The sequence below is a fragment of the Superficieibacter electus genome (assembly GCF_002915575.1).
Lineage (GTDB): Bacteria > Pseudomonadota > Gammaproteobacteria > Enterobacterales > Enterobacteriaceae > Superficieibacter > Superficieibacter electus.
Window position 1 is genome coordinate 121,830 of the sequence record NZ_PQGD01000009.1, and the last position, 19,104, is coordinate 140,933.

The following is a 19,104-nucleotide window of genomic DNA, read 5'->3' on the forward strand; positions in this document are numbered from 1 at the left end:
TTAAGAATTTTCTAATCAGGATCTCAAGCAAAATAGGGATAAAACCCGATAAAAGAGGAAAGCGGGAGTCTGATGTCGTCAAAAATATACTGGATAGAGAATTTGCGCGGGATTGCCTGTCTGATGGTGGTGATGATCCATACCACGACCTGGTACATTACCAATCCGGCCGCTATCGGCCACATTGACTGGAATATAGCCAACGTACTCAATGCGGCATCACGAGTAAGCGTGCCGCTTTTTTTTATGATTTCTGGCTATCTCTTTTTTGGCGAACGTAGCGCTCAGCCGCGTCACTTCCTGCGCATTGCACTCTGTCTGCTGTTTTACAGCGTTGTTGCCCTGCTTTATATCTGGAGTTTTACCTCTATCAATGGTGAACTCTCGCTGCGTTATCTGCTGCAAAAACCTGTTTTTTATCATCTGTGGTTTTTCTTCGCGATTATCGTGATTTACCTGGTTTCGCCATTTATCCAGGTAAAAAATGTCAGCGGGAAAATGCTACTGGCGCTGGTAGCAATCGCTGGAATTGTTGCGAACCCGAATACGGTATCGCAAAAAATTGACGGTTTTGAATGGCTACCGGTGAATCTGTATATCAATGGTGACACTTTTTATTATGTTCTGTACGGCATTCTGGGACGCGCAATCGGCATGATGGAAACCCGTAAAACGTCGCTGACCCTGTTTTGTGCAGCGCTGTTTATTGTTGCCGTGTACGTCATCTCACGCGGTACGCTGCACGAGCTAAAATGGCGGGGCAGTTTCGCTGACACCTGGTACCTTTACTGTGGACCGATGGTTTTTCTCTGCGCAGTCGCATTGCTGACGCTGGTTAAAAATACGCTCAATACCCGCGTGCTGCCCGGTCTGAGCCTTATTTCACGTCACTCGCTGGGGATTTATGGTTTTCATGCGCTGATTATCCATGCGCTTCGCACCAATGGCGTGGAGCTGACGCGCTGGCCACTGCTGGATATTTTATGGATCTTTAGCGCAACGGTGGCAGGTAGTCTGCTGTTGTCGATGCTGCTTCAGCGTCTGGACAGGCACAGGTTTGTCAGCTAGCAGGACCGCCAGGGATCGCTCCCTGGCGGAAACATTATTCACCGCTTTCTGATATCGGCTCTGCCGGGGTTTCAGCATTGCGATCCCAGCTGTCGCGGACGTTCTTCTGCACCGCAACAACGCCAAAAAGGCTTAAGAAAAAAGCGAGGGCGTAAAACCCTTTTTCGCTCATCAACAACGTTGCATTCCACAGGCCCACGGCAAGCAAAACGACAGAAATAATAAACGTTGCCAGACAGGCCATGTAATACAGCGACGTCGTGGGAATGTCTTCCAGGCGATCGCGAACGGTCTTCTGATACGACATTGCTGAGAACAGCCCGAGTACCAGCACAGCAAAGTAGTAGCCCTTTTCATTGAGCTGCATTTGCGCATTCCACAGGCCCAACAGATAAACCACTATCCCGGCGATCAGGGCGATCCACGACACCAGGTTAAAGGCTGGCGAGACAACTGCTTTTCTTTCCATAGTAAAATCCTTTCCCGTTTTACTGCTTTTTAGCCCCTGAGGTTTGATCCACATTGACACAAAATGTCATCGCCAGCAGGCTAATAATCCAGGCGATGAAGTAGATTATTTTCTGACTTAACGCGATTGGCTCATTCCACAGACCCACAGCAAGAAGCCCCATTGAAGCAAGTAGCATCAACTGACACCAGGTGCTCATCGTTGCATTTAGGCACTGGTGGCGCGTCAGGTGCGAGTAAACCATGACAGTGAACAATCCCAGTAACAGCAACGCAATGTAATACCCTTTTTCGCTTAATGTTGAGCAAACTGGCCACAATCCCACTGCGTAAACCAGAATCCCTATTGGCAGAACAATTTTTGCTGCGCGGGTAGATAATGCCCTGGTTGTTTCACCCATTTGTAGCCCCTTTTCCCACTCCGAGGAGAAGGCATTATGGAACAGAGCGGTGCCTGGATACTTCACTGGAGAGAGGATGAATACGAAATTCAGAATAAATTTATGCAATTAACTAATGGAAAAAACGGATACATTCACAATAAGAATCCCTCCTTGCAAGCAAGAAGGGATCGAAAGTCAGGACATTAGCGGCAGCAGTTGTTGATAAATCTGCCGGAATGTTTCCCGCCGTTCGGCATAACGCGCGTGGCGAACCGAATCAGGCACGTGCGCCTGCTCAAGCGGCAACTGTGGCAGAAGGTCGGCGAGCGAACGCTGCGGATTCATTGCCAGCTGCGCCAGCCGGGCCGCTCCCAGCGCAGGTCCCACATCGCCGCCGGTGCGATAATCCATCTGATGACCGGAAATATCGGCCAGCATCTGCCGCCACCAGGCACTGCGTGCGCCACCGCCGATGAGCGTAATGCTGTCAGGCGCGACGCCGCAAGCATGCACCGCGTCGATACCGTCCGCCAGCGCATACCCTACCCCCTCCAGCACCGCCTGCGCCAGTTCGGCCGGGCCATGCTGATGGGTCAGACCAAAAAAGACACCTTTGGCCTGCGGATTATTGTGCGGCGTGCGTTCGCCAGAAAGATACGGCAGGAACCAGACCGCACCAGCGCTCTCATCCGCCTCCTGCGCCGCAGCTATTAGCGCAGGCACCGAATTCAGGCCGGTCAGCTTCGCCGCCCAGTCGAGGCAAGAGGCCGCGCTGAGCATTACGGACATCAAATGCCAGCGCCCCGGTAGCGCGTGGCAAAAACTATGCACCGCGCTTTCAGGCTTGCTTAAAAAACCGTTGCTGACAGCAAAATAGACGCCTGAGGTCCCCAGCGAGAGCATCGCCTGCCCGACATCGGCCATGCCGACGCCCACGGCTCCGGCGGCATTATCGCCTCCCCCGGCGACCACCGGAACAGCGGGCATATTCCAGGCAGCGGCGACCTCCGGCAGCAACGTACCGGTAATGTCGCTGCCCTCAAAGAGGGCGGGCATTTGCGCGCGGGTGAGCTGGCAGGCCGCCAGCATGTCATCGCTCCAGTCGCGCTTCTCCACATCCATCCACATCGTGCCGGCAGCATCTGACATATCGCTGGCAAACTCGCCGGTCATACGCAGGCGCAAATAATCTTTAGGTAACAAAACTTTGTCGATCTGACGAAAAACCTCTGGCTCATGGCGCTGCACCCACAACAGTTTTGGTGCCGTAAACCCCGGCATCATCAGGTTGCCGGTAATAGCGCGGGAATCGGCAACCCTGCTTTCCAGCAGGGCGCACTCTTCGCCACAGCGGCCGTCATTCCACAGGATTGCCGGACGCAGTACGCGCTGCTGTTTATCAAGCAGGGTCGCACCGTGCATTTGCCCGGCGATACCCAGCGCTTTTACCGCATGCAGAGAATGCTGTTCAGCCAGGGTCTTTATGGCACGATCCGTCGCCAGCCACCAGTGTTCAGGCTCCTGTTCCGACCATAAAGGATGCGGGCGCGAAACGGTAAGTTTCTCGGTCTGAGAAGCCACGACGTTTCCCTGCTCATCCAGCAGAATGGCCTTTACGCCGGAGGTTCCCAGATCTATCCCGATATACATAGTGACCACTCCTTATCAGCGAATAATGGCCCGGTCTGCCGGGCCGCATCGCTTATTTATTGAAAAGATAGCCGTTAACCACATTCTCAAGCAGTTCCTGGTGACCGCTTTGATGCTGCGGAGCCAGATTATGCTGCTCAGCATAGGCGGCAATGTCGGCAAGGCTTAACTGCCCTTTCAGGATCTGCTGGCCCAGTTCGCCGTTCCAGCCGCTGTAACGTTTTGCTACGCGCTTATCCAGCTCGCCATCCTCAATCATTTGCGCCGCGATTTTCAGCGCCAGCGCCATGGTGTCCATTGCCCCGATATGTCCATAGAAGAGGTCGTATTTGTCTGTACTCTGGCGGCGTACTTTGGCGTCAAAGTTGAGCCCCCCCGTGGTGAAGCCACCTGCTTTGAGGATTTCGTACATCACCAGCGCATTCTCTTCTACGCTATTTGGGAACTGGTCGGTATCCCAGCCAAGCTGCGGATCGCCACGGTTAGCATCGACAGAACCGAAGATCCCCAGAGCAATGGCTGATGCAATTTCATGATGGAAAGAGTGACCCGCCAGCGTGGCGTGGTTAGCCTCAATATTCACTTTAATCTCTTTTTCCAGCCCGAACTGCTTGAGGAAGCCATAGACAGTCGCTACGTCATAATCGTATTGATGCTTGGTCGGTTCCTGCGGTTTCGGTTCAATAAGCAGCGTGCCCTGGAAGCCGATTTTATGTTTATGCTCCACCACCATCTGCATAAAGCGGCCAATTTGATCACGCTCCTGACGAAGATCGGTATTCAGCAGGGTTTCATAACCTTCACGGCCTCCCCACAAGACATAGTTTTCGCCGCCCAGCTTATGCGTGGCGTTCATTGCTGTAACCACCTGCGTGGCCGCCCAGCTAAAGACCTCCGGGTCCGGGTTGGTCGCTGCGCCTGCGCCATAGCGTGGATTGGTAAAGCAGTTAGCCGTTCCCCACAGTAGCTTCACGCCGCTCTGCTGTTGTTTCTCAGCAAGGTAATCCACCATAGCGGCGAAATTGCTCAGATACTCCTTCAACGACGCGCCTTCCGGCGACACGTCTACATCGTGAAAGCAGTAGTACGGGACATTGAGCTTGTGGAAGAATTCAAACGCTACATCAGCTTTACGTTTTGCCAGCTCCAGCGCCTCGCCCGGCTTCTGCCAGGGACGATCAAAGGACCCTACGCCGAACATATCCGCGCCATTCCAGCAGAACGTATGCCAGTAGCAGGCGGCAAAACGCAGGTGGTCTTCCATGCGTTTGCCCAGCACCAGTTCATCCGGATTGTAGTGGCGAAACGCCAGAGGATTCTTTGATTTAGGGCCTTCGAAACGAACGCGATCCAGTTGGTCAAAATAAGCTTGCATAATGAACTCCATATTCAGAGACGCGGCGGGTAGTCAATTCAGGAGTAATACTGGAGCGTCCTTTCAGCTTGCTCAATTACGTTATTTCACACTGCTATTGAGAGAATGCACAAACGTGCGCTGGCTCGCAAAAAAAGCACCTCGCCTTTTTACGAGCCGCTTTCCCGTAAACCGTGCAAAAGGTCGACATCCGTCAATAAAAGTCCGATCCCGGTCATAAATTAGAAAATAAACGAAATATCGTAATGCAAAGATAAAAATCTGTAATTGCCAGTTTCGGTATACCTGTTAAAAATTTGCAGCGTGTTAAGCAGGAAATTTTTTCTTTTATCGTTGATATCACCACCCTAACCCTACAAAAAGGCATCACGATTATGAAAATAAAGAACATTTGTCTCACTCTCTGCGCTTCACTACTGCTGGCAAGCGGCGCTATTCATGCAAAAGAAGTCAAAATCGGCATGGCCATTGACGACCTCCGCCTGGAACGCTGGCAAAAAGATCGCGATATTTTTGTTAAAAAAGCAGAATCGTTAGGCGCAAAAGTATTCGTGCAATCCGCAAACGGCAACGAAGAAACACAGATGTCACAGATTGAAAATATGATCAATCGCGGTGTCGACGTGTTAGTCATTATTCCTTACAACGGCCAGGTGCTAAGTAACGTTGTAAAAGAAGCAAAGCAGGAAGGTATTAAAGTTCTGGCCTATGACCGCATGATTAACAATGCGGATATCGATTTTTACATCTCCTTTGATAACGAAAAAGTCGGTGAAATGCAGGCTCAGAGCCTGGTAAATAAAACGCCTCAGGGCAATTACTTCCTGATGGGCGGTTCACCGGTAGATAATAATGCAAAACTGTTTCGTGCCGGGCAGATGAAAGTATTAAAGCCCTACATTGATCAGGGCAAAATTAAAGTGGTGGGCGATCAGTGGGTTGATGGCTGGCTGCCGGAAAATGCGCTGAAAATTATGGAAAACGCCTTAACCGCCAATAATAACAAAATCGATGCCGTGGTCGCCTCTAACGATGCCACCGCTGGTGGTGCCATTCAGGCTCTGGATGCTCAGGGGCTGGCAGGGAAAGTCGCTATCTCAGGCCAGGATGCCGATCTCGCCGGGATCAAGCGCATTATCGCAGGCACTCAGACCATGACCGTTTATAAGCCGATTACGCTTTTGGCTAACACCGCAGCAGAAATCGCCGTCGAACTGGGCAACGGTCAGCAGCCGAAAGCAGATTCTTCTCTCAACAACGGGTTAAAAGATGTGCCGGCACGGTTATTAACGCCGATCGAAGTCAATAAGAGCAACATCGATGACACCGTCATTAAAGATGGTTTCCACAAAAAGAGCGATCTGTAACGCCTGATGCCCTCTTAGTGAGGGCACTGGTTCTCGTTTTGCCAGACCTTGCTATTTCATTGGCTACGCGGAGCAGTTATGCCTTATTTACTGGAGATGAAGAACATTACCAAAGCCTTCGGTGCCGTGAAGGCCGTGGATAATGTAAGCCTAAGAGTTAACTCAGGCGAAGTCGTGTCGCTATGTGGTGAAAATGGCTCAGGGAAGTCCACATTAATGAAAGTATTGTGTGGTATTTACCCCTACGGCAGCTATGACGGTGAGATTATTTTCGCCGGAGAAACCCTGCAGGCCAGCCATATCAGAGATACGGAGCGCCGGGGAATCGCTATTATTCATCAGGAACTCGCGTTAGTGAAAGACCTGACCGTACTGGAGAATATTTTTCTTGGCGCAGAAATGACCCGTTACGGCGTCATGGATTACGACAGTATGACTCTGCGCTGCGAAAAATTGCTTGCCCAGGTCAATTTGTCTATTTCACCGGACACTCGTACAGGCGATTTAGGACTAGGCCAACAGCAACTGGTAGAAATAGCTAAGGCGCTGAATAAACAGGTACGTTTGCTGATTCTTGACGAGCCTACGGCCTCGCTGACGGAACAGGAAACGGCAGTATTGCTGAATATTATTCGCGATCTGCAACATCACGATATCGCCTGCATTTATATTTCTCATAAGCTCAACGAAGTGAAAGCCATTTCAGACACCATTTGTGTGATCCGTGACGGTCAGCACATTGGCACCCGCGACGCAGCCGGAATGAGTGAAGATGACATCATTACCATGATGGTTGGCCGTGAACTCACCGCGCTTTACCCCAATGAACCACACCGCACCGGCGACGAAATTCTGCGCGTCGAGCACCTGACCGCCTGGCATCCAGTGAACCGCCATATCAAGCGGGTTAACGATATTTCCTTCTCCCTCAAGCGCGGTGAAATTCTGGGCATCGCCGGTCTGGTAGGCGCAGGCCGCACGGAAGCAGTGCAGTGCCTGTTTGGCGTCTGGCGAGGGCGCTGGGAAGGTCAGGTCTTCATTGATGGTCAGCCGGTACACATCCATAACTGCCAGCAGGCCATCGCCCAGGGTATTGCAATGGTTCCTGAAGACCGGAAAAAAGACGGCATCGTGCCGGTGATGGCGGTAGGAAAAAATATTACCCTCGCCGCGCTGGACCAGTTTGCAGGACCCGCCAGTGCACTCAATGATGCGGCAGAGCAGCATTGTATTTTACAGTCCATCCAGCGGCTTAAAGTCAAAACCTCTTCTGCGGACCTGGCCATTGGTCGCCTGAGTGGTGGCAACCAACAAAAGGCGATTCTGGCCCGCTGCCTGCTGCTTAATCCCCGTATTCTGATCCTTGACGAGCCAACGCGTGGCATTGATATCGGCGCGAAATACGAGATTTACAAGTTGATTAATCAGCTCGTGCAACAGGGGATCGCCGTAATCGTTATTTCATCAGAACTTCCGGAAGTGCTGGGCCTGAGCGATCGGGTACTGGTGATGCATGAAGGAAAGCTGAAAGCCAATTTAGTTAATCATAACCTGACGCAGGAACAGGTGATGGAAGCCGCATTGAGGAGTGAACATCATGTCGAAAAGCAACCCGTCTGAAATGAAACTCGCCGTTCCGACACCCGGCCCCTTTTCGGGGCTGAAATCCCTGAACCTGCAGGTTTTTGTGATGATCGCCGCTATTGTGGTCATCATGCTGTTTTTCACCTGGACCACCGAAGGTGCTTATCTGAGCGCGCGAAATATCTCAAACCTGCTACGTCAAACGGCGATCACCGGCATTCTGGCCGTAGGGATGGTCTTTGTCATCATTTCAGCAGAAATCGATCTTTCTGTCGGTTCAATGATGGGATTACTGGGCGGTGCCGCAGCCATTTTTGACGTCTGGCTCGGCTGGCCGCTACCGCTGACCATTGCTGTAACGCTGGCACTCGGCCTGCTACTCGGCACCTGGAACGGCTGGTGGGTGGCGTATCGCAAAGTGCCATCGTTTATTGTCACCCTCGCCGGAATGCTGGCGTTTCGTGGCATCTTAATTGGCATCACTAACGGTACAACCGTATCGCCGACCAGCGCGTCAATGTCGCAAATCGGCCAGAGTTACCTGCCCGGCGGTATTGGCTTTACGATTGGCGTACTCGGACTAATGGCATTCGTGGCCTGGCAGTGGCGCGGTCGCATGCGCCGTCAGTCGCTCGGACTGAGCACCTCGTCGTCCAGCGGCGTTGTCGGTAAACAGGCAATCACTGCGGTGATTATTCTGGGCGCAATCTGGCTACTCAATGATTATCGTGGCGTACCGATGCCCGTGTTGCTGCTGGCATTTCTGTTACTGGCAGGCATGTTTATGGCGACGCGAACCGCCTTTGGACGTCGTATTTATGCTATTGGCGGTAACCTCGAGGCGGCACGGCTTTCCGGGATCAATGTAGAACGAACAAAGCTCGCCGTCTTCGCCATTAACGGCCTGATGGTCGCCGTCGCCGGGCTGATCCTCAGTTCACGTTTAGGTGCAGGGTCACCTTCCGCCGGAAATATTGCCGAGCTGGATGCAATTGCCGCCTGCGTTATCGGGGGAACCAGCCTGGCAGGGGGGATTGGGAGTGTTGCTGGTGCGGTAATGGGGGCGTTTATTATGGCGTCGCTGGATAACGGAATGAGTATGATGGACGTGCCAACCTTCTGGCAATATATCGTCAAGGGGGCGATTCTGCTACTGGCAGTCTGGATGGACTCTGCCACAAAACGTCGCGCCTGATCCGTCCTACGAGTACGACAGCACGACCGGCAAGAATGCCGGCCGTGCTTTTCACTATGCGATGATTAACAGGAAAGAGGCATTATGTTTGAAAAACGTCACCGCATTACGCTGCTATTCAATGCTAATAAAGCCTACGACCGCCAGGTGGTTGAGGGCGTAGGGGAATATTTACAGGCATCGCAATCAGAATGGGACATTTTTATTGAAGAAGACTTCCGTGCTCGTATTGAAAATATCAAAGAATGGCTGGGTGACGGCGTCATCGCCGATTATGACGATCCAGAAATCGAGCAGTTGCTGGCAGACGTTGGGGTCCCTATCGTCGGTGTCGGCGGTTCTTACCACCTGCCAGAGCGCTATCCGGCAGTGCATTACATCGCCACCGATAACTATGCGCTGGTAGAAAGCGCGTTTCTGCATCTGAAGGAAAAAGGGGTAAATCGCTTTGCATTTTATGGGCTGCCGATTTCCAGCGGTAAGCGCTGGGCAGCAGAGCGAGAGTATGCCTTTTGTCAGCTGGTTGCGAAGGAAAGATATCGTGGTGTGGTTTATCAGGGCCAGCAGACCGCACCGGATAACTGGCAACATGCGCAAAACCGGCTTGCCGACTGGCTGCAAACCTTACCGCCGCAGACCGGTATCATAGCGGTGACTGACGCCCGGGCGCGGCATATCCTCCAGGCCTGCGAACACTTGCATATTCCGGTGCCTGAAAAGCTGACCGTGATAGGTATTGATAATGAAGAGTTAACCCGCTATCTCTCCCGGGTGGCACTATCATCGGTGGCACAGGGGACACGGCAGATGGGCTATCAGGCTGCGAAGCTATTGCACCGGCTAATGGATAATGAAGAGCTCCCCTTACAGCGTGTACTCGTACCTCCGATCCGCGTTATTGAACGCCGTTCCACCGATTATCGCTCCCTGAACGATCCGGCGGTGATTCAGGCGATGCACTATATCCGCAATAATGCCTGTAAAGGCATCAAGGTAGATCAGGTTCTGGATTCGGTCGGCATCTCCCGCTCAAACCTTGAAAAACGTTTCAAAGAAGAAGTTGGCGAGACTATTCATGCGGTGATCCATGCAGAAAAACTGGATAAAGCCCGTAGCCTGTTGATTTCTACGTCGCTGTCCATTAACGAGATCTCGCAGATGTGCGGCTACCCGTCGCTGCAATATTTTTATTCGGTGTTTAAGAAAGAATACGACGCGACGCCAAAGGATTATCGGGAACGGTATAGTGAGGTGATGATGTAAAAACAACAAAGCCTTCCGGACAGAAGGCTTTTGATATATTCATTGCATCAATTACATATGTGCCGCAATCAGCCGCTGATTATCCTGATACATTGAAAACAGGAAGTTGTTATAGCTTGAGCCTTTCGTGGAATATCCTTCCAGCTTATGAATCATCGCGGTCGCCGTCACTTCCTGATCCGCTTTACGCAACTGCGCACGGGATTTACGGAAAGACGCGTAGGCCGGATGCGTATTCAGATTAACGACATACGCATTAACCGATTCCTTCACCGACCCAAACTGCGAATAGCCTTTTACTTTGCCGGGTGCGTTATTACAACGTCCTTTCGCGCATTTCATGCCGAAGAGATTGTTATTATTACGCGCCAGCTTCGAAGTACCCCAGCCGCTTTCCGCTGCTGCCATGGTCGCAATCATGCTATCCGGAATAATATCTACACGCTCCAGTAGCTTGTTCCACGGAACACGGCGCGTATTGCCGGACCAGCTAATTTTATAGCGCTTTGTAATATCCTTCAGGCGTGAACGTTCCGCAGGCGACCATTGACTGGTGTACTGCTTTGAGATCAGCCAGTTACGGTCCGCCGTAATTGCTGCATTCTGACTGGTAATATAAGGCATGACCGTCCGGAGAAACGCTTTTTTCCTTGGTGTTCCGGAAGGGTATTTTCGCAAGTCAGGGAGTGCACTGCTTAAATCACTATTGCGAGAATACTCTTGTTTACTGCTAACCTTTTTATTACTTGTCGCTGTTATGCGGGCTATATCACTCGCTGTTGTGTGCGTTTTTGCAAACGTCCCACCTGAAAAAGCATAGGTGAGTAACATGAGTATCATGGCCCCATATCGTCGAAGGGGAGTCGATATCATTAAGTCTCCTGGTCGGATTTAAGCATCCAAACGCCTTAGTTATGTGAAGAAAACAAGCACTGAACCCCGAACCTTACCAAAAATATCCTTTATGAGCACGTAAAGGAATAGAGAAAATCCGAAATAATGTCACGTGTAAAGTGTAAACATCGCTCGTTTACGCGTCATAAGTGTTACCAACCTCTCACTTTTTGCCGTTTTTTTGCGCTGGCTCACTCACCCCATGCCATCCTCCCCGTCAGGTTGACGTTGAGGAGGAGCACGTAGCACAACTTTGCGTGCAAAATAGACAAAATTACCGTGACAGGACATCGCCATGAAATTCGCCGCACTGATAGCGCTGCTGCTTCCCGGCATGGCATCTGCCGCCTGGAATGCCCCCGGATTCCGGACGTTTGCCCCAGCAAGCACGGGAAAATTTGTCAGCCAGGCTGCACTCAAGAAGGGTACGCGCCCTTTGACGTTAAATTTTGACCAACAGTGCTGGCAACCCGCCGGGGCGATTAAACTCAACCAGATGCTGTCGCTTAAACCCTGTAGCGGCGATGCGCCGCAGTGGCGTCTGTTCCGCGACGGCGACTATCAGCTTGAAATCGATACCCGCTCCGGTACGCCGACTCTGACCATCCGCATACACAATGCCACGCAGGAAAATCGCGCCGCCGTTATCCGCCAGTGTCCAGAGTGGGATAGTAAACCTTTGACTCTGGATGTCAGCCAGACTTTTCCGGAAGGCAGTGTCGTGCGCGATTTTTATAGCCAGCAAACAGCGACCGTACGGGAGGGTAAAATTACCTTTTTACCCGCGGCTGAAAGCCATGGTCTGCTACTGCTTGAACGCGCTGAAACCGATGCGCCGGCAGCGTTTACATGGCATAACGCCACTGTCTATTTCGTGCTAACCGACCGCTTCGTCAACGGTGATCCGACCAACGATAACAGTTATGGCCGGCATAAAGACGGCATGGAAGAAATCGGTACTTTCCACGGTGGCGACCTGAAAGGATTGACCAACAAGCTGGACTATCTGCAGCAGCTCGGCGTTAACGCGCTGTGGATAAGTTCTCCGCTTGAGCAGATCCACGGCTGGGTGGGCGGCGGTACAAAAGGCGATTTCCCCCATTATGCCTACCATGGTTATTACACTCAGGACTGGACCCGGCTGGATGCCAACATGGGGAATGAGTCGGATCTGCACCAGTTGGTAGATGAAGCGCATAAGCGCGGCATTCGTGTTCTGTTTGATGTGGTGATGAACCATACTGGCTATGCGACGCTCGCGGACATGCAGGAGTACCAGTTTGGTGCACTTTATCTTAAAGGCGACGAGCTGAAGAAAACGCTGGGCGAGCGCTGGACCGACTGGAAACCCGCCGCCGGACAAAGCTGGCATAGTTTCAATGACTATATTAATTTCAGCGACAAGACGGCGTGGGATAAATGGTGGGGCAAGAACTGGGTCCGCACCGACATCGGCGATTATGACAATCCTGGTTTTGACGATCTGACCATGTCGTTGGCTTTTCTGCCCGATTTAAAAACCGAATCCACTACCCCGTCCGGTTTGCCGGTGTTTTATCAGCACAAGCCCGACACGCACGCGAAAGCCATTGCGGACTATACGCCGCGTGATTATCTCACCCACTGGTTAAGCCAGTGGGTACGTGATTACGGTATCGACGGCTTCCGGGTCGATACCGCAAAGCATGTTGAAATGGCGGGCTGGCAACAGCTTAAAAATCAGGCAAGCGTTGCGCTCACGGCATGGAAAGCAGCAAATCCAGACAAAGCGCTGGATGATGCTCCATTCTGGATGACGGGTGAATCCTGGGGTCATGGCGTAATGCAGAGCGAGTATTACCGCCACGGATTTGATGCAATGATCAACTTTGATTATCAGGAGCAAGCCGCAGGCGCAGTTGATTGTCTGGCGAATATCGATCCCATCTGGCAGCAAATGGCCGACAAACTTCAAGATTTTAATGTGCTTAGCTACCTTTCTTCCCACGATACTCGTCTGTTCCGTGAGGGCGGTAGTCGGGCTGCAGAACTGCTATTACTGGCCCCGGGTGCGGTACAAATTTTCTATGGCGATGAATCCGCGCGGCCTTTTGGTCCCACCGGCTCCGATCCGCTGCAGGGCACGCGCTCGCAGATGAACTGGCAGGATATCGCCGCAAACGCCTCACAAACGGTGGCGCACTGGCAAAAACTGGGACAGTTCCGCGCCCGTCATCCGGCGATTGGCGAAGGGAAACACACCACGCTAACGCTGGCCCAGGGATACGGATTTATCCGCCAGAAAGGCAACGATACCGTAATGATCGTCTGGGCAGGTAAGGAGAAGTAAACATTTCATGGCGCGGAAGGCTCGCCCTTCCGCGTCAGCATAAAAAACTATCTGCTCAGTAAATTTGCGTTAAAAACACCGCCCGACTTTTTTTTCCCCGATTTGCACCGCGTCACCGGGCGCGTTATCGTTACCTTCTTTCCCACAGGCCCGACAGATTTACGTTATGACATTTTCCCTTTTCGGCGACAAATTTACCCGCCACTCAGGCATTACCCGTCTGATGGAGGACCTCAACGACGGTTTACGCACGCCAGGCGCTATCATGCTGGGCGGCGGCAATCCGGCACAGATCCCGGCGATGACAGATTACTTTCATCAGCTACTTGCCGACATGCTGGCAAACGGCAACGCTACGGATGCGCTGTGCAATTACGATGGACCACAGGGTAAAAGCGAATTGCTGAAACTGCTGGCAGATATGCTGCGGGAAACGCTGGGTTGGGATATTGAACCGCAGAATATTGCGCTAACAAACGGCAGTCAGAGCGCGTTTTTCTACTTATTTAACCTGTTTGCCGGACGACGCGCCGACGGTACCACGCGCAAAGTGCTTTTTCCGCTGGCACCGGAGTATATCGGCTACGCCGACGCGGGTCTGGAAGAAGATCTGTTCGTCTCCGCGCGCCCCAATATCGAACTGCTGCCAGAAGGCCAGTTTAAATATCACGTTGATTTCGAACATCTGCATGTAGGCGAAGACACCGGAATGATCTGCGTCTCGCGACCGACCAATCCGACCGGCAACGTCATTACCGATGATGAACTAATGAAGCTGGATGTGCTGGCAAACCAGCACGGCATCCCGCTGGTGATTGACAATGCCTACGGCGTTCCCTTCCCCGGCATTATTTTCAGCGATGCGCGTCCGCTGTGGAACCCGAACATCGTCCTGTGCATGAGCCTCTCCAAACTCGGCCTGCCGGGCAGCCGTTGCGGGATCATCATCGCAAATGAAAAAATCATTTCCGCCATTACCAACATGAACGGCATCATCAGCCTGGCACCCGGCGGTATGGGACCGGCCATGATGAGCGAGATGATCAGGCGCAACGATTTACTGCGCCTGTCAGAAACGGTCATCAAACCGTTTTATTATCAGCGCGTGCAGGAAACGGTTGCGATTATCCGCCGCTATCTGCCGGAGGAGCGCTGCCTCATCCACAAGCCGGAAGGGGCGATTTTCCTCTGGCTGTGGTTTAAAGATCTGCCCATCTCCACGGAACTACTGTACCAGCGGCTGAAAAAGCGTGGCGTACTGATGGTGCCCGGCGACTATTTCTTCCCCGGTCTCGACAAACCCTGGCCGCACACCCACCAGTGTATGCGGATGAACTACGTCCCTGACCCGGAAAAAATCGAAGCCGGGGTAAAAATCCTTGCCGACGAGATCGAGCGCGCCTGGCTGGAAGGGTAAATACCGCGCGGCGTATGCAGGCGCGCGCGTTGCAATTTTTCCGGATCGAGACATTCAAGCGCCTGCGTCGGGCAGGCGTCAACACAGGCTGGCCCACCGTCGCGATGCTGGCACAGATCGCATTTCAGCGCCTCAGCGCCTTGTGCTGACTTCACCACCTGCATTGCGCCAAATGGACAGGCCACCATGCAACTCTTACAGCCAATACAGCGGCTTTGCTCGACCAGAATGGCCCCGCTGCCGCGGCGTATTGCATGGGTGGGGCACACTCTGGCGCAAGGGGCATCTTCGCAATGGCGACAGGTGAGCGCCGTAGAAAACGTGTCGGCTTTAATCACGCGGATGCGCGGTGCGAATGCTGTTGCGCTTAACGCGGCACAATCCTGCTGTTCCTGATGCGACACTACGCAGGCCACTTCACAGGTGCGGCAGCCGATACACCTGGTCGCATCGGCGCGAATAAATCGGTTCATGCCCTTCTCCGGCAGAAAAAAAAGCAGAGTGCCAGAGAAGGTGGCTTCAATGCTTTGATCCCGCGCGGGAAAGCAGGCAGATTGGTCAGATGCCAGAAAAACTCTGGCATTGTGCTTTAATCACGCACGCTGAAACCCAGTTCATTTGAAATAGCCAGCGCCGTCTCTCGCAGCGGGGTAAGCAAATTCTTCTCGCCTATCTGCTTGAGGCGCGAAGTCGACAGCGAAATCGAAATGGCATACGGTACGCGGCGGTGGATATCAAACACCGGCACGGCAATGCACGACACGCCCAGCTCATTCTCTTCCCGATCCATCGCCATGCTGCTCTCACGGATTTGCGCCAGCTCATCATACATCGCCGGCAGGCCGGTGATGGTATTACGGGTAAGCGGCTGGATCGTATCCTGATGGCTCTGCCAGTAGGTTTCCACATAATCGGGATGGCCGAACGCCATGTAAATCTTTCCCATCGCCGAGCAGTAGAGCGGCATATGCTGACCGATATACGCGCGGGTGCGCAGCATGCCGGTCGTCGGCTCCAGCTTGTAAATCAAAATCGCGTGATCGTCTTCGCGGCTGGAGAAGTTAATGGTCTCTCCGGTCGCCAGATTTAGCGCCTCAAGATGCGGCGCGGCAACATGAATAATATTCAGCGACGTCAGCGCCTTCTGCCCCACCGCAATAAATTTGGTGGTCAGACGATAGCTGCCCGCCGCAGGCGCGGGTGTCACATAGCCGCAGGACTGCAACCCTTGCAGCAGGCGGTGAACGGTACTTTTATTCAGCCCGGCCAGTTCAGAAAGATGGGCCAGTGGACACCCGTTCGGATAGTTACTGAGGATCTCAATCAGCATTAAGCCGCGAAACAGGCTCTGGCTTCCGGCGGGCCTTTCTTTGTCCTGCATGACATCGCTCTCTTTCGTACTCATTGCTTTCTCGCTCCTTTTTATCGCGCCCTGATGGTAGCGCAAAGTGTGGTTTAGTTCACGATCTGAACTGAAAAAATACAACCTGTTGTTTTTTAACATTTTAAAAAACAGGCTACCCGGTTGATCTGTTAAATATTGATCGTTATATTTGAAATCAGATTTCGCATAGTGAAATTTAAAGCTAAAAAAGCACTCAACAGATTACGCAAAAGCGGGAGAAAAAGAGCCATGAAAGTCACGTTTGAACAGTTGAAAGCGGCATTTAACCAGGTGCTGCTTTCACGCGGGGTCGCCAGCGACACGGCCGATGCCTGCGCTGAGATGTTTGCCCGCACTACCGAATCCGGCGTGTATTCTCACGGCGTGAACCGTTTTCCGCGTTTTATTCAGCAACTGGACGCTGGCGACATCATTCCTGACGCGGTCGCAAAACGCATTATCAGCCTGGGCGCGATTGAGCAATGGGATGCGCAGCGGTCAATTGGCAATTTAACCGCGAAGAAAATGATGGACCGGGCTACCGAACTGGCCTCGGATCACGGTATTGGCCTGGTCGCGTTGCGCAATGCGAACCACTGGATGCGCGGTGGCAGCTACGGCTGGCAGGCGGCGGAAAAAGGCTATATCGGCATCTGCTGGACCAACTCTATCGCCGTAATGCCGCCATGGGGCGCAAAAGAGTGCCGTATTGGGACTAACCCGCTGATTGTCGCCATTCCATCAAATCCCATCACCATGGTAGATATGTCGATGTCGATGTTCTCCTACGGCATGCTGGAGGTGAACCGCCTCGCAGGCCGCACGCTGCCGGTGGACGGTGGCTTTGACGATGACGGCGAGCTGACCAAAGAGCCGGGAGTGATTGAGAAAAACCGCCGCATCCTGCCGATGGGCTACTGGAAAGGGTCCGGGCTTTCTATTGTGCTGGACATGATCGCCACCCTGCTGTCTGACGGCGCATCGGTGGCTGAAGTGACCCAGGACAATAGCGACGAATATGGCGTCTCGCAAATTTTCATCGCAATCGAGGTCGATAAGCTTATCGACGGTGCCACCCGCGATGCCAAACTTCAGCGGATTATGGATTTCATTACCACCGCCGACCGTTCTGATGAAGAAGTGGCTATTCGCCTGCCAGGACACGAGTTTACCCGCCTGCTGGAGGAAAACCGTCGCAACGGCATCACCATTGATGACAGCGTATGGGCGAAAATTCAGGCGCTACAGGAGACGGAAGATGATCTTCGGACACATTAACCAGCCCAATCCCTGCCGCCTGCCATCCGCCATTGAAAAGGCGCTGGATTTTTTACGCACCACGGATTTTCGTCAGCTTGAGCCCGGCGTGAAAGAGATCGACGGCAAAAATATTTTTGCTCAGATTATCGACTTAACCACCCGCGCGGTGCCGGAAAATAAGCCGGAAGTGCATCGCCGCTACCTCGACATTCAGTTTCTTGCCTGGGGCGAAGAGAAAATCGGCATTGCCATTGACACCGGCCACAATGAAATAAGCGAATCACTGCTCGAACAGCGCGATATTATTTTTTATCAGCACAGCGAAAACGAATCTTTTATTGAAATGGTGCCGGGCAGTTATGCCATATTTTTCCCGCAGGATGTCCATCGTCCTGCCTGTAATAAAACAACGGAAACCGCTATTCGTAAAATTGTCGTCAAAGTCGCCCTTGCGGCGCTTTAATTACTTGCATATTTATCCAACCCGATAAATATCAGGAGCATAATATGAAAAATTATAACGCCGGTTATATTATCGGCGCGTATCCCTGCGCGCCGTCGTTTCACCAGAAAAGTGAAGAGGAAGAGAGCGCCTTCTGGCGACAACTTGCCGACACTGCCGGTATTCGTGGGCTGGAACAGCCGTGCCTAGAAAACCTGCATCCTTATGGCGATGAGTGGCTGTGGAAGCATACGCCCGGCGAATGGCAGATCGTGGTCACCGCCATTATGGAAACCATGCGCCGTCGCGGGATCAACGGCGGGTTCGGCCTCGCCTCCAGTGATGAAACCCAGCGCCGGTCCTGCGTGGATTACTACCGTCACCTGCAACAGAAAATTGCCGCCGTTAACGCCCGACACAGCGGCAAAGTGATCGCCCTGGAAATCCAGGCGGCACCGCTGGCGGGTAATGCGGATGTCGCTCAGGCCACTGACGCGTTTGCGCGCTCAATAAAAGAGATCGCCAGTTGGGACTGGTCATGCCGTCTGGTGCTGGAACATTGCGATGCCATGACGCAGACCGCGCCGCGCAAGGGATTCCTGCCGCTGGAAAATGTACTGGATGTCCTCAGTGGCTACGATATCAGCGTGTGCATTAACTGGGCGCGTTCGGCAATTGAAGGCCGCAATGTAACGCTGCCGCTGACGCATACGCAGCAGGTAACACAGGCCGGGAAACTGGGCGCGCTGATGTTCTCCGGGACCACACAGACAGGCGATTACGGCGAGTGGCAGGATTTACATGCCCCCTTCGCGCCTTTCTGCGAAGAAAGTTTACTGACGGCGGATCGCACGCGTGAATTATTTAATGCGGCCGACGCAGCAACTCTGCACTTTGCCGGTATCAAACTGCTTGAAATAAATGCTAATGCTGATGTCGGGCATCGCGTTGCGATTTTACGCAATGGCATAGATGCAATGAACTCAGCAACAAAATAACAATTAATAGTGCGCCATTACACCAGA

At 52.6% G+C, this 19,104-nt stretch carries 17 protein-coding genes; 10 read left to right on the plus strand and 7 right to left on the minus strand.

The features are described 5' to 3' along the window. Positions 1 to 72: 72 nt before the first annotated feature. Positions 73 to 1,068: an acyltransferase gene (locus CHU32_RS12675; RefSeq protein WP_103675882.1), complete on the plus strand. Its 996-nt coding sequence runs from the start codon at positions 73 to 75 to the stop codon at positions 1,066 to 1,068. A 34-nt stretch (positions 1,069 to 1,102) separates the two neighbouring features. On the opposite strand, the gene yiaA is transcribed toward CHU32_RS12675, so the two are convergent. The 4 genes from yiaA to xylA form a co-directional block, all read right to left on the minus strand. Continuing rightward, positions 1,103 to 1,537, minus strand: a complete 435-nt coding sequence (gene yiaA / locus CHU32_RS12680) for an inner membrane protein YiaA (protein WP_103675883.1) — start codon at positions 1,535 to 1,537, stop codon at positions 1,103 to 1,105. 19 nt (positions 1,538 to 1,556) lie between these two features. Beyond that, the gene (locus CHU32_RS12685; protein ID WP_103675884.1) at positions 1,557 to 1,937 is read right to left on the minus strand and encodes a YiaA/YiaB family inner membrane protein; all 381 of its coding nucleotides are present in this window, start codon (positions 1,935 to 1,937) and stop codon (positions 1,557 to 1,559) included. A 177-nt stretch (positions 1,938 to 2,114) separates the two neighbouring features. Continuing rightward, positions 2,115 to 3,569 (minus strand): xylulokinase, encoded by a 1,455-nt coding sequence (gene xylB / locus CHU32_RS12690; RefSeq protein WP_103675885.1) that lies wholly within the window; start codon positions 3,567 to 3,569, stop codon positions 2,115 to 2,117. Positions 3,570 to 3,621: 52 nt separating this feature from the next. After that, positions 3,622 to 4,944, minus strand: a complete 1,323-nt coding sequence (gene xylA / locus CHU32_RS12695) for a xylose isomerase (RefSeq protein WP_103675886.1) — start codon at positions 4,942 to 4,944, stop codon at positions 3,622 to 3,624. A 374-nt stretch (positions 4,945 to 5,318) separates the two neighbouring features. On the opposite strand from xylA, the gene xylF reads away from it, so the two are divergent. From xylF to xylR, 4 genes are all read left to right on the plus strand, one after another. Further along, positions 5,319 to 6,311 carry a D-xylose ABC transporter substrate-binding protein gene (gene xylF / locus CHU32_RS12700; RefSeq protein ID WP_103675887.1) on the plus strand — a complete coding sequence of 331 codons (993 nt, stop codon included), beginning with the start codon at positions 5,319 to 5,321 and terminating at the stop codon, positions 6,309 to 6,311. A 78-nt stretch (positions 6,312 to 6,389) separates the two neighbouring features. Then, positions 6,390 to 7,931: a xylose ABC transporter ATP-binding protein gene (locus tag CHU32_RS12705; RefSeq protein WP_103675888.1), complete on the plus strand. Its 1,542-nt coding sequence runs from the start codon at positions 6,390 to 6,392 to the stop codon at positions 7,929 to 7,931. Then, positions 7,909 to 9,090 carry a xylose ABC transporter permease XylH gene (gene xylH / locus CHU32_RS12710; protein WP_103675889.1) on the plus strand — a complete coding sequence of 394 codons (1,182 nt, stop codon included), beginning with the start codon at positions 7,909 to 7,911 and terminating at the stop codon, positions 9,088 to 9,090. Before CHU32_RS12705 ends, xylH begins: the two co-directional genes overlap by 23 nt. An 84-nt stretch (positions 9,091 to 9,174) precedes the next feature. Beyond that, positions 9,175 to 10,353: a D-xylose utilization transcriptional activator XylR gene (xylR, locus tag CHU32_RS12715; RefSeq protein WP_103675890.1), complete on the plus strand. Its 1,179-nt coding sequence runs from the start codon at positions 9,175 to 9,177 to the stop codon at positions 10,351 to 10,353. A 51-nt stretch (positions 10,354 to 10,404) separates the two neighbouring features. Here the strand turns inward: xylR and CHU32_RS12720 are convergent, their stop codons facing one another. After that, on the minus strand, positions 10,405 to 11,226 hold the full coding sequence (locus tag CHU32_RS12720) for a protein bax (protein WP_103675891.1): 822 nt from the start codon (positions 11,224 to 11,226) through the stop codon (positions 10,405 to 10,407). A gap of 316 nt (positions 11,227 to 11,542) precedes the next feature. Between CHU32_RS12720 and CHU32_RS12725 the strand changes: the two genes are divergently transcribed. Then, on the plus strand, positions 11,543 to 13,576 hold the full coding sequence (locus tag CHU32_RS12725) for an alpha-amylase (protein ID WP_103675892.1): 2,034 nt from the start codon (positions 11,543 to 11,545) through the stop codon (positions 13,574 to 13,576). Between the two features lie 166 nt (positions 13,577 to 13,742). Then, positions 13,743 to 14,993, plus strand: a complete 1,251-nt coding sequence (avtA, locus tag CHU32_RS12730) for a valine--pyruvate transaminase (protein WP_103675893.1) — start codon at positions 13,743 to 13,745, stop codon at positions 14,991 to 14,993. Here the strand turns inward: avtA and CHU32_RS12735 are convergent. Continuing rightward, a complete protein-coding gene (locus CHU32_RS12735) occupies positions 14,912 to 15,466 on the minus strand; it encodes a 4Fe-4S dicluster domain-containing protein (protein WP_103675894.1) in 555 nt (184 codons plus the stop codon). The genes avtA and CHU32_RS12735 overlap by 82 nt on opposite strands. Before the next feature lie 116 nt (positions 15,467 to 15,582). Continuing rightward, positions 15,583 to 16,398 (minus strand): IclR family transcriptional regulator YiaJ, encoded by an 816-nt coding sequence (gene yiaJ / locus CHU32_RS12740; RefSeq protein ID WP_103675895.1) that lies wholly within the window; start codon positions 16,396 to 16,398, stop codon positions 15,583 to 15,585. Between the two features lie 228 nt (positions 16,399 to 16,626). On the opposite strand from yiaJ, the gene yiaK reads away from it, so the two are divergent. The 3 genes from yiaK to CHU32_RS12755 are packed head-to-tail and all read left to right on the plus strand — an operon-like array spanning position 16,627 to position 19,077. Further along, entirely contained in the window at positions 16,627 to 17,655 is a 1,029-nt protein-coding gene (gene yiaK, locus CHU32_RS12745) for a 3-dehydro-L-gulonate 2-dehydrogenase (protein ID WP_103675896.1), read from the plus strand. Continuing rightward, positions 17,636 to 18,100 (plus strand): YhcH/YjgK/YiaL family protein, encoded by a 465-nt coding sequence (locus CHU32_RS12750; RefSeq protein ID WP_103675897.1) that lies wholly within the window; start codon positions 17,636 to 17,638, stop codon positions 18,098 to 18,100. Before yiaK ends, CHU32_RS12750 begins: the two co-directional genes overlap by 20 nt. Positions 18,101 to 18,144: 44 nt before the next feature. Then, positions 18,145 to 19,077, plus strand: a complete 933-nt coding sequence (locus tag CHU32_RS12755; protein WP_103675898.1) for a DUF4862 family protein — start codon at positions 18,145 to 18,147, stop codon at positions 19,075 to 19,077. Positions 19,078 to 19,104 lie beyond the last annotated feature (27 nt).

Coding starts and splice junctions, on each gene's coding strand:
- CHU32_RS12675 (WP_103675882.1), top strand. CDS start 73: ATGTCGTCAAAAATATACTGGATAGAGAATTTGCGCGGGATTGCCTGT.
- yiaA (WP_103675883.1), bottom strand. CDS start 1,537: ATGGAAAGAAAAGCAGTTGTCTCGCCAGCCTTTAACCTGGTGTCGTGG.
- CHU32_RS12685 (WP_103675884.1), bottom strand. CDS start 1,937: ATGGGTGAAACAACCAGGGCATTATCTACCCGCGCAGCAAAAATTGTT.
- xylB (WP_103675885.1), bottom strand. CDS start 3,569: ATGTATATCGGGATAGATCTGGGAACCTCCGGCGTAAAGGCCATTCTG.
- xylA (WP_103675886.1), bottom strand. CDS start 4,944: ATGCAAGCTTATTTTGACCAACTGGATCGCGTTCGTTTCGAAGGCCCT.
- xylF (WP_103675887.1), top strand. CDS start 5,319: ATGAAAATAAAGAACATTTGTCTCACTCTCTGCGCTTCACTACTGCTG.
- CHU32_RS12705 (WP_103675888.1), top strand. CDS start 6,390: ATGCCTTATTTACTGGAGATGAAGAACATTACCAAAGCCTTCGGTGCC.
- xylH (WP_103675889.1), top strand. CDS start 7,909: ATGTCGAAAAGCAACCCGTCTGAAATGAAACTCGCCGTTCCGACACCC.
- xylR (WP_103675890.1), top strand. CDS start 9,175: ATGTTTGAAAAACGTCACCGCATTACGCTGCTATTCAATGCTAATAAA.
- CHU32_RS12720 (WP_103675891.1), bottom strand. CDS start 11,226: ATGATATCGACTCCCCTTCGACGATATGGGGCCATGATACTCATGTTA.
- CHU32_RS12725 (WP_103675892.1), top strand. CDS start 11,543: ATGAAATTCGCCGCACTGATAGCGCTGCTGCTTCCCGGCATGGCATCT.
- avtA (WP_103675893.1), top strand. CDS start 13,743: ATGACATTTTCCCTTTTCGGCGACAAATTTACCCGCCACTCAGGCATT.
- CHU32_RS12735 (WP_103675894.1), bottom strand. CDS start 15,466: ATGAACCGATTTATTCGCGCCGATGCGACCAGGTGTATCGGCTGCCGC.
- yiaJ (WP_103675895.1), bottom strand. CDS start 16,398: ATGAGTACGAAAGAGAGCGATGTCATGCAGGACAAAGAAAGGCCCGCC.
- yiaK (WP_103675896.1), top strand. CDS start 16,627: ATGAAAGTCACGTTTGAACAGTTGAAAGCGGCATTTAACCAGGTGCTG.
- CHU32_RS12750 (WP_103675897.1), top strand. CDS start 17,636: ATGATCTTCGGACACATTAACCAGCCCAATCCCTGCCGCCTGCCATCC.
- CHU32_RS12755 (WP_103675898.1), top strand. CDS start 18,145: ATGAAAAATTATAACGCCGGTTATATTATCGGCGCGTATCCCTGCGCG.